This window comes from Taklimakanibacter deserti, from assembly GCA_003574785.1.
Genome location: QORU01000004.1, coordinates 91,801 through 106,312 on the forward strand (window position 1 = coordinate 91,801; position 14,512 = coordinate 106,312).

The following is a 14,512-nucleotide window of genomic DNA, read 5'->3' on the forward strand; positions in this document are numbered from 1 at the left end:
CTGGCTCCAATATGGAAGGAACCGCCATGCCTCTGCGTAAATAAACTTGCAGAAAGGCTCGGGCATCCATACCATCCCGTCGGGAAATCCGCTCAGGGTAGCGGCGAATACCCGCCGGATTTTGACCCCTATATGCCCAGCGCAAGACACGGAGAATGCATATGGCTTCCGAAGCTAAAGCCGACAATGGCGTCAACGTTGATGCACTGCTTGAGGCCCGCGAGGCGCTGAAGGGTGCCCCCGAGGCCGCCAACTTCAAATGGCGGGCAACCTGCAACTGGGAAAACGGCACGCACAGCCACTCGACCGTCGAGGGCTTTTATGGCCTTGGTGGAGAGCAGAAGCACAAGACCACCTTTACTTTCGATGCCGATCACCCCGAGGTCTTTGCCTCGGAAGACCATGGCGCGACACCGGTCGAAATCGTCCTCGTCGGCCTCGCCAGCTGCCTGACGGCCGGCGTCGCCGCCGTGGCCCAGAACCGGGGCATTCAGCTGCGCTCGGTCACGGCGACGCTCGAAGGTGACATGAACCTTTATGGCATCCTCGGCATCGACAAGGACGTCCGTAACGGTTTCGATGGGATCAAGGTAAACTTCAAGATCGATGCCGACGCGAGCGCAGACGACATCAAGGCGCTAGTGGCGCAATCGCAAAAGCGCTCGGCTGTCTATGACATCGTGACCAACCCGACCAATGTCACCGTCACCGTGAACTGATCGGCGCATCTCACGATCTAAAGAGTTGAATAGCCTTCGCAACATAGAAACTGTTGTGATCGGCGCCGGTCATGCTGGACTGGCGATGAGCCGCTGCCTCACCGAACGCTCTATCGACCATGTCGTGATAGAGCGCGGTGAGGTTGCCAATTCGTGGCGTACCGAACGCTGGGACTCGCTTCGCCTGCTGACACCCAACTGGCAAAGCCGCCTGCCGGGCTTCGGCTATGATGGCGATAATCCCGACGGTTACCGCACGATGCCCGAGATCATTGATTTCCTCGCTCGCTACGCAAGCGTGATCTCGGCACCCGTCGAGACCAATACGCGGGTGACATCGCTGTCCGCCGCGGACAAAGGCTTCGTCGTGGCCACGGATAGAGGCACTTGGCGCTGTCGAACCGTCGTGCTCGCGACCGGCGCCTGCAATGTGGCGCGGGTTCCTGCGGTCGCCGCGGCGGTTCCGTCGGGGATCGCAACCGTTACCTCTATGGAATATCGCAATCCAAGTCAGCTGGATGAGGGTGGCGTACTGGTCGTCGGCGCGTCTGCGACCGGAACCCAGCTGGCGGACGAGATTCACCGCTCGGGCCGACCGGTCACGCTGTCCGTCGGCGAGCATGTCCGGGCGCCGCGCGTCTACCGGGGCAAGGATATCCAGTGGTGGATGGATGTCACACGCCTTCACGACGAGCGCTATGACGAAGTCGATGACATAGACCGGGCACGCCGGGTGCCGTCGGCTCAGCTGGCGGGCTCGACCGAGCGCAAGACTCTGGACCTCAACGCCTTGACCAGCATCGGCGTCAAACTCGTCGGGCGGATCGCCGGCATCGCCGAGGGCAAGGCGCAGTTCTCGGGTTCGCTGCACAATAATTGCGCGATGGCCGATCTCAAGATGAACCGGCTGCTCGGCACGATCGACGAATGGGTGACCAGCAAAGGCCTCGACGGTCAGATCGAAGCGCCGCACCGCCCTCTTCCCACCGAGGTCGAGAAAGCGCCGCCGCTTGGCATGGATCTCAAGAACGGCAGGATCAGGACCATTCTTTGGGCGACCGGATACCGTCCGGACTATTCCTGGCTTCAAGTGCCGGTGCTCGATCGCAAGGGCCAAGTGCGTCACGATGGCGGGGTGACCGATTATCCGGGCCTCTATCTGATGGGCATGCAGTTCCTGCGCCGCCGCAAGTCGGCTTTGATCGACGGCGCCGGCGACGACGCGCGCGACCTCAGCGACCATCTGGCATGCTACCTCAAGCAGATGTCAACCTGACGGCGGCGGCTTCCCGCCTTCGCCTCATATCCCCAAATGCAATTTCGGTTTCCAGAAGGGGCGGAACAGCTCGATCTTGGGGCAGCGGTTCATCACAACCTTGAGCCCCGCATCCTCCGCCAGGCGGGCGGCGGCATCATCGCGCACGCCGATCTGGCCCCAGAGGACCTTCGCACCGATGGCGATCGCCTCCTCAGCAACCTCCATCAGGTCTTCGGAGCGGCGAAAGACCTCGACCATGTCCACCGGCCGGTCGATGGACGCCAATGAAGGATAGACCTTGAGCCCGCGAATTTCCTCGAGACCCGGCGTGGGGTTGACCGGGATCATGTCGTAGCCTGTCTCATGCAGCACTCTGAGCACGCCATAGGAGAACTTGGTCTTGTCGGGGCTGGCCCCGACCATGGCGATGGTTTTGACCGATTTCAGAATGCCTTGCAGATAGGCCTCCGGATAAGGCTCATCATGATTCATGTGGGTCATTTCGTTTTTCCAGCGGGATAGCAATATCGGCCTTCAGCTCATGCGGGGCCAGTGGGTCGAGGAAGGGGTTGCGGTAGAGCTTGTCATGGCTCTCGACGCCGACCTCGAGCGTGCAGTCGCTCATCGGGCGGGCGACGCACAATATCACGTAGCCATTGTTGATCTGGCGGTTGTTCAGCGCCACCTGCGCCCGCTGATCCACTTTTCCGCTGATCAGCCTGGCGGCACAGCTTATGCAGCCGCCATACTGGCACCCATAGGGCAGATCGACCCCCTGCTCGCGCAAGCTCGTCAGCAGCGGTTTGCGGTGATCGACCTTGAAGGCGGCACCGCCGCGATTGGCGAGAATGATGGTGTGGAGCGTCAAAGCCAGATATCGCTTGTGCAGTCGCCGCCGGGATAGCGGGTTTCGTGGCAGCGGCTCGGTCCGTTCGGCTCCTTGCCGAAATCGACGACGAAACGCGGATCGATCTCCATGCCGCCCTTTTCCGTATCGCAATTGACCATCAGCATGCATCCGCCATTGGTGCGGATCTCGGGATAGAACTGATTGTCCCACGTCGAGAACAGCGAGGTCGTCACATAGAGCCGCTTGCCGTCGAGGCTGAGCTGGATCATCTGAGGTCCGCCGGTGACCTTCACGCCATTGACCTCGGGCGCGCGGTTGAGAAGGCCCCCCATCCACACCTGACCGGTGAGCTTCGCCTTGTGCGGATCGGAGATATCGTATTGCCGGATGTCGCCATGCAGCCAGTTGCAGAGGTAGAGATACTTGTCGTCCATGCTGATGAGGATGACCGAGATGACGCCCGGTATCGGGATGGGCCACTCCGGATGCGGCTCGTTTTCGACGTCCACGATTTTCTCCCACTGCCATTCACCCGCCGCATCCTTCCACCAATGGATGATATTGGCCGAAAGGGCGGCGCCGACAAAGCCGTGGCTGCTGTCGGGATCGTGATGGAAGCGCACTTCGAGCGGGATCAAGCCGTCTTCGCCGAGATAGAATGTCTGTCTCGGCTCCTTCTTCTTGAAATCCCAGAGATGGATTTCCCTTCCGTATTTGAGATGGCCCACCTCTTCGAGATCGAAGCCCGGCATGAAGGTATTGGGCGCCGCCCATTCGGAGCTCACCATCACATTGTGGCGCGGCTGGTACCAGAAGTCGTAGCCGAACTTGATCTTGCCCATGGAGTTTTCCCAGCGGCCGATGATCTCGAAATCCTTGTCGAGATGGAGATAGCCGCCGGGCGCGTTTCCCTGGGCGTCGCCGAGCATGGAGATGATGATCTCGGAGCCCAGGCAATGCACGGTGTGCGGCGCCGAGAGGTTGGTTTTGGCCTTGATCTCCGCACCTTCGATGACCTTGAACAGCCTCGGATTGCGTGGATCGGTGCCGCAGTCGACGATATGCAGATTGGTCGAGCGCACGCCCGGCACGATCAGATACTTCCGCTCCATCCCCGGATCGCCATGGCAGGACGAGCAGGCATTCCACCCCATATGGTGCAGCTCATCGCCGATGCCCGGCACCTCCAGACGCGAGATCACCTGGCTGTAGGTCGGGCTCTCGGGATCAGCATCGATGGTGCACAGATAGTCCGGCTTTTGGATGCCCGTCCCGGTATAGATGGCAATCGTATAGAGCACCTTTTCGCGCGGCGCCCGCATCGCCTCGGCGGGAGAAGCATAGCCAGGTCCACAGCACTCATGGGTCATAGGCACTCCCTTATATGGGTAAATCAGGGAAAGGTTAAACCCTTACGCCGCTCTTGCAAACGTCACTCGCTGATATTGGTGAGACCATGACTTGGCCGCTTGTTTCGCTCCTATCCCATTCATTCTGCACCGGATGCCTGGCCGTTTACCTAATCGAAAGCATCTCCATCCATCCTCTAGAGCAGTGGACGGATGCCAGATCGTAGGGGAGTATCTCTATGGCTTCGTTCCTTGCTCGCTTCACCACCGCCAAGACCCAGCCGGTTCCCGACGTCATTCCCGAGCCCGCCGGCGCCGATGCTCGCGCGCTACAGGCGAAGCTTACCGCAGCGCTTGGTGACCTTGAGCGATCATCCGATGCCGATGCCGATGCCGATCTCCTTGCCCTCTACGGGCAATACCGGGAGGCCCGGAAGGACATGCACAAGGTGTTTGCCGAACGCGTGGATTCTGATGCCGAGGCCGATCTGATCGTGGGCCGCCGCGATGCCCTTCTGAGAGAGATCGCAAAAATGCCCGCCAAAACCCTGCGCGGCTTCGGCGCCAAGATGGAGGTCCTGCGGAGCTGCGAATGCCCGGCTTTGGAAAAAGCTTGCCCGCAGGAACCTGATGCCATCCTTCTGCAATCGATCGTGGCGGACAGTTACTGGCTGTTCAGCGCCGAAGAGACGACAAAGCCAAGGAAGGAAGCCAAGGATGACGCCTCAACGGATCATGTTGATAACAGGTCCAATGCCGTCGTCACCGGCAGATAGAGCCTGCGTGGCCGCTCGATCAGAGACACGAAGCCGAAGGCCGCATAGAATGATGCGGCCTTGTCGTCGATAGCATCGGCAAAGATGGCATGCGCTCCGACGGGCGCAGTCGCGACGGTCTTGATGGCGTCGAACAGCAAAATCTCTCCGAGTCCTTGGCCGGCATAATCGCGATGCCGGCCAAGCCAGCCGATGAGGACGGCCGGAACTGAAGGATAGCGCGGCAGTTTCTTTGCCAGCGGCTCCGGAACCTCATTTAGAGGCACATTGCTGGACGACAGGGTGTAAAAGCCGGCCACTCGATCTGTCGCGATTTCTCTCGCGACGAAGCAAGTCGCGTATTTGCGCTTCACGTCCTGCGACACAACCTCGTGGAAATAGCTGTCGATCCGGTCGTTGCCGCAGGAGAAGTCTGTCCGCCTATGTTTTTTCCCCAGAGGCTCGATGATGAAGCGGGCACTCACCGACGCTCGATCAGTTCGGCGTGCCGCTTCGCGGCGCGTCTTAGCCGCTTATTCGGCTTGGGCGGATCGATCAACGCATTGGCAAAGCGGATCTGATCGGCGCGCGCCAGGCGCATGATTTCGGCATCCTCGACAACGCGCCGTGCGTCCTCGCCAGCAGTGGCGATGAGATAGCCTGTCAGGGTCATGCCGCGCAGGCGAGCGGCGCGCTGCATCTGGTCATAGATTTGGACCGGGATGCGCGCTTCCAGCCGGGCGGTGTCGGTTTCGGCAATGGGCTTGGGCATGGGCATAACTCCTTTTGCCTCATATACGGCAAAATGCCGTATCGTTCAAGAACATGAACTTGACGCCCTTAAGAGTAATTTTCCCTGCTCCAAAAAAAGCTTGCACCTTCGCGTAAAGCCATGACGCGGCGTGAAAACCCTCGTTCTGTCGCGTTCCGAAACGGCGCTTTTCGCATTTTCCCTGCTTTTTCCCTGTATCCGCGACGCCGCCTCTATTCCAGCGCCACCCAGCTGCCGTCGGCCAGGCTGGATTTGAGCACCGCTTCGACAAAAGCCAGGGCATCGACGCCATCGGCGCCGGTGGGCGCGAGCAGGCTCAACGGATCGGGCGCCCGCTTCTCGCGCCTGGCCTCGATCTGCTCGGCATAATCGCCATAGAGATTGGCGAAGGCTTCGACAAAGCCTTCCGGCAGGCCGGTGACCAGGCGTGTCGCGCGTTTCGCCTGGGGCGAAAGCTTGCCGCCGCGATTGAGCGTCTGGTCGGTGCCGTCGAGCATCCGCAGATGAAGCTGATCGGGAAAGGCCTCGTCCCAGGCGACATGGCCCGTCTCGCCATAAACCCTGAGCCTAAAGCCGACACTCTCGCCCGCCGCCACCATGCTCGCCCACAACATGCCGCGCGCGCCATCCTTGAAGCGCAGCAGGATGTTGGCATTGTCCTCGAGCTGGCGCCCCTGAACCATGGTCGCAAGATCGGCGGCGAGCGTCTGGACCTCGAGCCCGGTGACGAAGCGCATCAGATGATAGGCATGCGTCCCGATATCGGCGACGACGCCGCTCGGTCCCGCTTCCTTGGGATCGACGCGCCAGGCCTGCTTGACGCCTTCCTGCTCGAGGGGTGCCGCAAGCCAGCCCAGCGCGAATTCGACCTGCACCAGGCGGATCTTGCCGATGACCCCCTCGGCGATCAGGCTCTTCGCATGGCGGATCATCGGATAGCCGGAATAATTGTAGGTGACGCCCAACAGCCGCTGCGCCTTGGCGGCCCGCCCGACCAGGTCCTGGCCGTCCGCGACGCTGACGGCGAGCGGCTTGTCGCAGATCACCGCAATGCCCTGATCGAGGAAGGCGGCAGCGATCGCGTGATGCGACGCATTGGGCGTGACGATGGTGACCGCTTCGATACCGTCGTTGCGGGCCGCTTCCGCCTTCGCCATCTCGCGATAGTCGGCATAGGTCCGTTCCGGTGCGATGAAGCACTGCGCTGCCGACTGCCGCGCCCGCTCCGGATCGGAGGAGAGGGCGCCGGCGATGAGGTTGAACTTGCCGTCGAGCCTCGCCGCCATGCGATGCGCCTCGCCGATGAAGCCGCCAATGCCGCCCCCCACCATGCCCCAGCGGATCGGCCGTCTGATCCTGTCGTTCATGCCGTCTTTTCCTGCGTCGCTATCCACAGATGCTGCAGCAGAATGATGGTCTTTGCATCAGCAATTTCATCGCTCGCGACGCGCCGCATCGCCTCCGCGAGCGCCATCTCCAGGACCTCGATATCCTCGTCCTCGCCGTCCTTGCCGCCGCCTTCGCCGATGCGGTCGGCCGGCGAATAATCGGCCAGGAACAGCCAGATGCTCTCGGTCACGGCACCGGGCGTTCCCCAGATGCGGCCGCAGGCTTTGAGATTGTGGATGCGATAGCCAAGCTCCTCTTCCGCCTCGCGGATCGCGCAGGCCTTCGGCTCATCGCCGTCGAGCAGGCCGGCGCAGGCCTCGATCATCATGCCGTCGGTACCGGTAAGATAGGGCGGCAAGCGGAATTGGCGGGCGAGCAGCACGGTCCCGCGCTCGGCGTCATAGGGCAGGACGGCGGCGCCATGGCCGTGGTCATGCACCTCGCGCACCGCGCTCAGCGTGCCGCCGTCACGCTTTTCGATGTCGAGGCGGTAGCGGGTGAGCGTCGCCCAGCCGGAATGGACGAGTTCGGCCGAGGTGATCACGATCTTGGGTACAAAAGTCAAAATAGGCTCCGTTCTTTGCGTAGGATATCGAGGATCGCCGTCGCCCGTGGTTCATTTAGGAGGTCGCCGACCGGGCGGGCGTTGCGCCGCCGCCAGTTCGGATATTCGCGATCGGTGCCCGGCACATTGAGCTGATCGACCTCACCGAAAAGATCGTCGACCTGGACGAAGGCGACCGCCGATCCGGTCCGCGCCAGGAAAAGATGCGCCGCCTTCATCAGATCACCGGTGCCGATTTGGGCCTTGTCGAAAGCGGCAAGCAGGGCCTTGCGCTCGATCTCGTAGTCGCGCCGCTGCTTTGCTTCGTCCGGATTGCGCTTGAGCCTGTGGTCGAGCTCGAGATGGGCGCCTTGCGCCCAGCCCGCGAAAGTCGGCAGGTCATGCGAGCCGAGGCAGGCGAGCGACAGATAGGGATAGGCTTTGGGCGCTCGGAAAGCCTGATCGTCGCGCTCGAACCACAGGACCTTGTAGGAGAGGAAATTGGCGCGGGCGAGCCGCTCGCGCAAGCCGTCGGGCACGGTGCCGAGGTCCTCGCCGACCACCATGCAGTGATGCGCCACACTCTCTTCCGCGACGAGGCGCAACAGCGCGTCCATTGGGAAGTTGACATAGGCGCCGTCCTTTCCTTCCGCCCCGCGCGGCACCCAGAATTGCCGCATGAGACCCAGCACATGATCGATCCGCAGCATGCCGGCATGGCGCATATTTGCGCTGAGGATCTGGCGATAGGGCTCGAGCCTGCGTTCGAGCAGCACATGCGGCTGGAAGGGCGCCAGGTTCCATACCTGGCCGAGAGCAGAGAACGGATCGGGCGGCGCGCCCAGCGACACTGTCGATGCAAAAAGGCCGGGATCGGCCCAGATCTCGCCGCCGTCAAAGGCCGTGCCGAGGGCGAGGTCGCCGTAGATCGGGCTGCCGCGACGTGCATTCTGCACGAGCTGGAGGTGGCAGAGCCATTGCAGCCATTTGCGGAACATCACGTCTCTTTGATGTGCATCGGCAAAGCGTGCGACCTCGGCCGAGCCCACATCACGCAGCCCTTCCGGCCATTTCTTCCGATCGACGCTGCCAGCCTGGTCCGCAATCGTTTCGAAGACGGCATGAAGATGCAGCGCCTCTCCCCCATCGGCACAGAAATCCTTGAAGGTCTGCGTATCTTTGCCGGACCGGACGGCATCGAAGGCGGCGCCAAGGGCCGTCTTGCTCGCCTGCCACGCCGCTTCATAGTCGACATGGCGAAGCTTGCTGAGCACCGTGATGGCGTCATGCGTCTTGCGATGCCCGGCTTCCTGCACGGCATCGATGTCGATATAGATCGGATCGATGAAGCGCCGGTCGGAGGGCTGATAGGGGCTGGCCCGGCTGCGATCGGTCGGGAAGAGATGATGCAGCGGGTTGATGCCGGCGAAAGCTGCGCCTGCTTCAGCCGTGGTGGCGCTGAACTCGCCGAGCGTGGCGAAATTCCCCAAGGCCGAAGGCTTGCTGCCGCGCAAGGCATAAAGGTGGGCGGCAAGGCCGAATATCTTCCTGCCTTCGTCGATAGCCGGAGAAAGGAAGCATTTCTCCTCATCGGCTCGGGCTTTCACAATCCTTTGCAGCCGGTCGAGGCTTAAAGCGACATCTCCACCCGATGAGAATCCAAGCCCCATCGCCGTGAGAAGCGCCCGCTTCGTGTCGAGGCTGACATCGTGCCTTTCCCCGGCGACCGTCCACCATACGGGCTGGATGCCGGCTGCCTCGGCGAGTTCGTTCACCAGACGGTCGTTCGGCGCAGCGCTCTGGCGCGCCTTCATCTTCTCGGCAAAGACGATGACGGAGCGTGCCGCTATCGAGGCTTCGTCACTGACGGGCAAATCGGCGGCGCCGTCGCGATCGAGCATCATCCGCCAGCTTCCACCCGCGCGCGAAGGCAGAAGCCTCACGCGCTCCGGCGCCCGTCCGGCATTGAGCCAGACGAGCGTGCGGTCGCCGCTCGCGAAATCATAGAAGGCCGCTCCCAGCAGATGTTTGTCGGGATTGTTCCAGTCCTCCTCGCGCATGGCCGCACCATCGGCCCTGAGCCAGGTCACATCGGCAAGGTCCGTTTCGTCCGCCGGCTGACCGGTCAGGAAGCGGTCGCGGCTGAGCGAGGGATGAGCGCGGCGCAAGGCTATGGCCGAGCGCACGAATTCCATCAGCGGCACGTCGGCCTTCTCCCAGTCGAGCCAGGTCAGCTCATTGTCCTGGGCATAGGCATTGTTGTTGCCCTTCTGGCTGCGGCCGAATTCATCGCCGGCGGTGAGCATGACCGTGCCGCGCGACACCAGGAGGCTTGCGAGCATCGCGCGGAGATCGCGGGCGCGCGCCGCCTCAATGGCGGGATCGTCCGTCTCTCCCTCGACGCCGTTGTTCCAGGAGAAATTATTGCCGGTGCCGTCGCGGTTGTTCTCGCCATTGGCTTCATTGTGCTTGGCCGTATAGGAGACGAGGTCGCGCAAGGTGAAGCCGTCATGGGCGGCGAGGAAGTTGACGCCGCTCGAAGGTTTGCGCCGGTCCGGCGTGAAGATGTCCGATGACCCGGCGAGCCGCGTCGCCAATGTCCCCACCATGCCGCGGTCGCCGCGCCAGAAGCGGCGCAGATCGTCGCGATAGCGGTCGTTCCATTCGCGCCAATGCGGCGGAAATTGCCCGAGCCGATAGCCTTCCGGCCCGACGTCCCAGGGCTCGGCGATCATGACGAGATCCTTGAGCAGCGGATCCCGCTCGACGCCGGCGAAGAACGGCGCATCGCGCGAGAAGCCCTGCGGGCCGCGGCCAAGGATGGTGGCGAGATCGAAACGAAAACCGTCGATGCCGGTTTCCGTGACCCACAGCCGCATGGCATCGAGAATGAGCTTCAAAGCGGGCTCGGTCTCGGCCGCGATGGTGTTGCCGCAGCCCGTGTCGTTGATGAGGCGGAAGCTGCCGTCATGTCGGTAGTAGCTCGCTTCATCGAGGCCCCGGAGCGACAAGGTCGTGCCTTGCACGTCGCTTTCGCCGGTATGGTTGTAGACGACGTCGAGGATGACATTGAGGCCGGCGGCCTGCAGGCTCTTCACCGCTGCACGGATCTCGGCAAACCCCCCGGGTGCCAGCCGCGGGTCGGGCGCCATGAAGGTGACCGGATTGTAACCCCAGGCATTATGCAAGCCGAGCGCCGGCAAATGGCGCTCATCGATCGAGGCCGCGAGCGGCATCAATTCCACCGTGTCGATGCCGAGTTCCTTGAGATGCTCGATCACCACGGGATGGCCGAGGGCGGCAACCGTGCCGCGCAGATCTTCCGGTATTTGCGGATGGCGCTTGGTGAAAGCCCTGACCGCGATCTCATAGATGATCCCGGGCGGCCTGGCGGGTCTCCATTCCCCGCCCAGGCCGCGCTTTTCGATAATCGCCTTGGGCACCAGGGCTGCCGTATCGACGCCTCTGGCCATCAGCTCAGGGCGATGGACGAAAGCCCGGTCGAGCCGGCGCGCATAAGGATCGATCAGCAGCTTTGCCGGATCAAAGCGGTGCCCATGCTCAGGCGCCCAGGGACCCTCGGCGCGCAAGCCATAGCGCTGGCCCTCGCTGACGTCCGGCAGGAAACCTTGATGCACATCGCCTTCCCGCGCCAGCGTGACGCGCCGCGTCTCCCGGTCGTTCTCGTCAAACAGGCAAACATCGATCCGCGTGGCATGACGGGAAAAGACGGCGATGGTGGCGCCGCCTTTGGCCAATGTCACACCGAGCAGGTTCGCCATTCTCAGGTGATGACCGAGGGCGCCGAGCGTCCGGTGCGCGGCTCGATCTCGGCCAGGTTGCGCGCGATCTGGATGAGATCCGAGAGCGCGGTCTGCGGATCGCCGCCCTGCTTCGCCGGATCGGGCTCATAGCGCTCGATATAGACGCGCAAGGTGGCGCCCTCGGTTCCCGTGCCCGACAGGCGGTAGATGATGCGCGATCCGTCCTTGAACAGGAACCGGATGCCCTGCCCCTTGGTGTCGGAATTGTCGACCGGATCGTGATAGGCGAAATCGTCGGAGCCCTTCAGCGCCTTGTTGCCGAGCGCCGGCAGGTTCGGCTTGCCGAGCTGGTCCTTGAGATTCTTCATGAGCCCATTGGCGCGTTCGGCGTCCACCGCCTCATAATCATGCCGGGTGTAGAAATTGCGCCCATATTCGCGCCAATGCTGGAAGACAATGTTCTCGACGCTCTCCTTGCGCCGCCCCACTATGTTGAGCCACAGGAGCACCGCCCAGAGGCCATCCTTCTCGCGCACATGATTGGAGCCGGTGCCCGCACTTTCCTCGCCGCAGATGGTGGCGAGCCCCGCATCGAGAAGATTGCCGAAGAACTTCCATCCCGTCGGCGTCTCATAGCATTTGATCTTCATCTGCTCGGCGACGCGATCGGCCGCCATGCTGGTCGGCATCGAGCGCGCGATCCCGGCGATGCCCTTGGCATAGCCGGGGGCGAGGTGAGCATTGGCGGCGAGAAGGGCCAGCGAATCCGACGGCGTGACATAGATGTTGCGGCCGATGATGAGATTGCGGTCGCCGTCGCCATCCGAGGCGGCGCCGAAATCGGGCGCATCCTTCGCCATCATCCGGTCATAGAGGTCCTTGGCATAGACCAGGTTGGGATCGGGATGGTGACCGCCGAAATCGGGCAAGGGTATCCCGTTGACCACGGTTCCTTCAGCCGCGCCCAATGTCTTTTCGAGGATCGCCTTGGCATAGGGGCCGGTTATGGCATGCATGGCATCGAAGCGCATGCGGAAGGTGCCGGCGAACATGTCGCGGATCACGTCGAAATCGAAAAGCTGCTCCATCAGCGCCTGATAGTCGGCGACCGGATCGAAGATTTGGACGCGCATGCCTTCGACTTCGCTGGTGCCGATGCGGTCGAGCGCGACATCGGGCGCATCGGCGATCAGATAGCGCTCGATCTTCTTGCTGTTCGCGAAGATGGCTTCGGTGATCTTCTCGGGCGCCGGCCCGCCATTCGAGATGTTGTACTTGATGCCGAAATCACCGTCGGGACCGCCGGGATTGTGGCTCGCCGACAGCACGATGCCGCCAAAGGCCTTGTGCTTGCGGATGACGTTCGAGGCGGCGGGCGTCGACAGGAGTCCACCCTGCCCGACCAGCACGCGCCCGAAGCCATTGGCGGCCGCCATCTTGATCGCGGTCTGGATCACCTCGCGATTATGGAAGCGGCCGTCGCCGCCGATCACCAGCGTCTTGCCTCTGTGGCCTTCGAGCGAGTCGAAGATCGACTGGATGAAATTCTCGGCATAGTTCTTCTGCTGGAAGACCGGCACTTTCTTGCGCAGACCCGAGGTGCCGGGCTTCTGGTCGGGAAAGGGTTTTGTCGGAATGGTCTTGATCATCGGGCCTCGTGTCGGTTCTCTAGAAGCTTCTTGTATAGCAGCGCATAGCGCTTGGCGCTCTTCTCCCAGGAAACGTCGGTCTTCATGCCAGCTTTCTGAATGCTATTCCATGCTTTGCGATCGGCATAGAGCCTGATCGCGCGGTCGATGGCGCGTGCCAGGGCTGACGTATCGACAGGCGCGAATTTGAGGCCGGTGGCGCTTTCCTGGTCGAGTGCGGCCTCATTGGCATCGACGATCGTGTCGGCGAGCCCGCCGACATGCGCCACCACCGGAACGCAGCCATAGCGCAGGCCATAGAGCTGGGTCAGGCCGCAAGGCTCGAAGCGTGACGGGATCAGTATCGAATCGGCACCACCTTGCAGGAGATGCGACAGGCTTTCGTCATAGCCGATGACGACGCCGATGCGCCCCGGATACATCGCCGCGGCAGCCTTGAAGTCGCTTTCGAGCGCCGCTTCGCCCGCCCCCAGCAGCGCCAGGCGGGCGCCTTGCCCGACAAGGCCGTCGAGACATTGGACCAGAAGGTCCATGCCTTTCTGCCAGGTCAGCCGGCTCACCACGCAGAAGAGCGGACCGTCACCTTCTTGAAGGCCGAGGCGCTGCTCGATGGCGCGCTTGTTCGCTTGCCGCCGCTGGATGAAATTGCGCGGCACATAAGTGAGCGCCAGATGTTGATCGCTCGCCGGTGACCAGATCGCCGTATCGATGCCATTGACGATGCCGGTCAGCACGTCGCGGCGCGCCCTGAGCAGCCCGTCGAGCCCCATGCCGTAGTCCGGCGTCGTGATTTCATCGGCATAGCTCGGGCTCACCGTGGTGATGGCGTCGGCATAATGCAGTCCGCCCTTGAGATAGCCGACGCCGCCATAATATTCGACGCCGCCGATGGCGAAGGCGGCATCCGGCAAGCCGAGAGAGGGGAATATCGTGGCAGGGAACTGCCCCTGGAAGGCGATATTGTGCACGGTAAGGATGGTCTTTGCGGCAGGACTCGGGGCGAAATTCAGATAAGCGACCGCCAGCGCCGCTTGCCAATCATGCGCCTGCACGATCTCAGGCACAAAGGCCTTGACGGCGCCCTGCCCCATATCGGCTGCGGCCCGCGACAGAGCGGCGAAGCGCTGCCAATTGTCGGGCCAGTCGGCGCCGTCGGGACCGAGATAGGGATTGCCGGGACGATCGAAGAGATGCGGCGCATCGACGATTAGGAGATCGAGACCGTGGGTGCGCCCCGCCAGGATGCGGGCAGGCCCGCCAAAAAGATCGTCATAGCGATGAACGGGCTGCGCCTCCTTGAGCGCCGCCATGATTTGTGGATAGCCCGGCACCATGACGCGCATCTCGACGCCGTGATGTGCGAGCGCGCCCGGCAAGGCGCCGACGACATCGGCGAGCCCGCCGGTCTTGACCAGCGGAAAAACTTCCGACGCCACAGCCAGGATTTTACCCCCCATGTGCCC

At 62.5% G+C, this 14,512-nt stretch carries 13 protein-coding genes; 3 read left to right on the forward strand and 10 right to left on the reverse strand.

Annotated features, from left to right (window positions below):
- Positions 1–161: 161 nt before the first annotated feature.
- Both DS839_RS09200 and DS839_RS09205 read left to right on the forward strand, forming a co-directional pair.
- Positions 162–719 (forward strand): OsmC family protein, encoded by a 558-nt coding sequence (locus DS839_RS09200; RefSeq protein WP_119270026.1) that lies wholly within the window; start codon positions 162–164, stop codon positions 717–719.
- 55 nt (positions 720–774) lie between these two features.
- A complete protein-coding gene (locus tag DS839_RS09205) occupies positions 775–1,995 on the forward strand; it encodes an NAD(P)-binding domain-containing protein (protein ID WP_368911407.1) in 1,221 nt (406 codons plus the stop codon).
- Between the two features lie 24 nt (positions 1,996–2,019).
- On the opposite strand, the gene DS839_RS09210 is transcribed toward DS839_RS09205, so the two are convergent.
- From DS839_RS09210 to DS839_RS09220, 3 genes are read right to left on the reverse strand one after another with little or no spacing between them, the layout of a single operon-like run.
- Positions 2,020–2,469: a CoA-binding protein gene (locus tag DS839_RS09210; RefSeq protein WP_368911485.1), complete on the reverse strand. Its 450-nt coding sequence runs from the start codon at positions 2,467–2,469 to the stop codon at positions 2,020–2,022.
- Positions 2,459–2,845, reverse strand: coding sequence for a 2Fe-2S iron-sulfur cluster-binding protein (locus tag DS839_RS09215; protein WP_119270028.1), 387 nt, complete (start codon positions 2,843–2,845; stop codon positions 2,459–2,461). The genes DS839_RS09210 and DS839_RS09215 overlap by 11 nt, the downstream gene beginning before the upstream one ends.
- The gene (locus tag DS839_RS09220; RefSeq protein WP_119270029.1) at positions 2,842–4,197 is read right to left on the reverse strand and encodes a selenium-binding family protein; all 1,356 of its coding nucleotides are present in this window, start codon (positions 4,195–4,197) and stop codon (positions 2,842–2,844) included. The genes DS839_RS09215 and DS839_RS09220 overlap by 4 nt, the downstream gene beginning before the upstream one ends.
- A gap of 218 nt (positions 4,198–4,415) precedes the next feature.
- Between DS839_RS09220 and DS839_RS09225 the strand changes: the two genes are divergently transcribed.
- A complete protein-coding gene (locus tag DS839_RS09225) occupies positions 4,416–4,952 on the forward strand; it encodes a hypothetical protein (RefSeq protein WP_119270030.1) in 537 nt (178 codons plus the stop codon).
- Here DS839_RS09225 and DS839_RS09230 read toward each other — a convergent pair.
- The 7 genes from DS839_RS09230 to glgA form a co-directional block, all read right to left on the reverse strand.
- Entirely contained in the window at positions 4,910–5,416 is a 507-nt protein-coding gene (locus DS839_RS09230) for a GNAT family N-acetyltransferase (RefSeq protein WP_119270031.1), read from the reverse strand. The genes DS839_RS09225 and DS839_RS09230 overlap by 43 nt on opposite strands.
- Positions 5,413–5,703, reverse strand: a complete 291-nt coding sequence (locus DS839_RS09235; RefSeq protein WP_119270347.1) for a type II toxin-antitoxin system TacA family antitoxin — start codon at positions 5,701–5,703, stop codon at positions 5,413–5,415. The genes DS839_RS09230 and DS839_RS09235 overlap by 4 nt, the downstream gene beginning before the upstream one ends.
- Positions 5,704–5,915: 212 nt before the next feature.
- Positions 5,916–7,070, reverse strand: a complete 1,155-nt coding sequence (locus DS839_RS09240; RefSeq protein ID WP_368911409.1) for a Gfo/Idh/MocA family protein — start codon at positions 7,068–7,070, stop codon at positions 5,916–5,918.
- The gene (locus DS839_RS09245) at positions 7,067–7,657 is read right to left on the reverse strand and encodes an NUDIX domain-containing protein (RefSeq protein ID WP_119270032.1); all 591 of its coding nucleotides are present in this window, start codon (positions 7,655–7,657) and stop codon (positions 7,067–7,069) included. The genes DS839_RS09240 and DS839_RS09245 overlap by 4 nt, the downstream gene beginning before the upstream one ends.
- Positions 7,654–11,418, reverse strand: coding sequence for a glycogen debranching protein GlgX (gene glgX, locus DS839_RS09250; RefSeq protein ID WP_119270033.1), 3,765 nt, complete (start codon positions 11,416–11,418; stop codon positions 7,654–7,656). Before glgX ends, DS839_RS09245 begins: the two co-directional genes overlap by 4 nt.
- Before the next feature lie 2 nt (positions 11,419–11,420).
- A complete protein-coding gene (locus tag DS839_RS09255) occupies positions 11,421–13,049 on the reverse strand; it encodes an alpha-D-glucose phosphate-specific phosphoglucomutase (protein WP_119270034.1) in 1,629 nt (542 codons plus the stop codon).
- A complete protein-coding gene (gene glgA, locus DS839_RS09260; RefSeq protein ID WP_119270035.1) occupies positions 13,046–14,506 on the reverse strand; it encodes a glycogen synthase GlgA in 1,461 nt (486 codons plus the stop codon). The genes DS839_RS09255 and glgA overlap by 4 nt, the downstream gene beginning before the upstream one ends.
- Between the last annotated feature and the right edge of the window lie 6 nt (positions 14,507–14,512).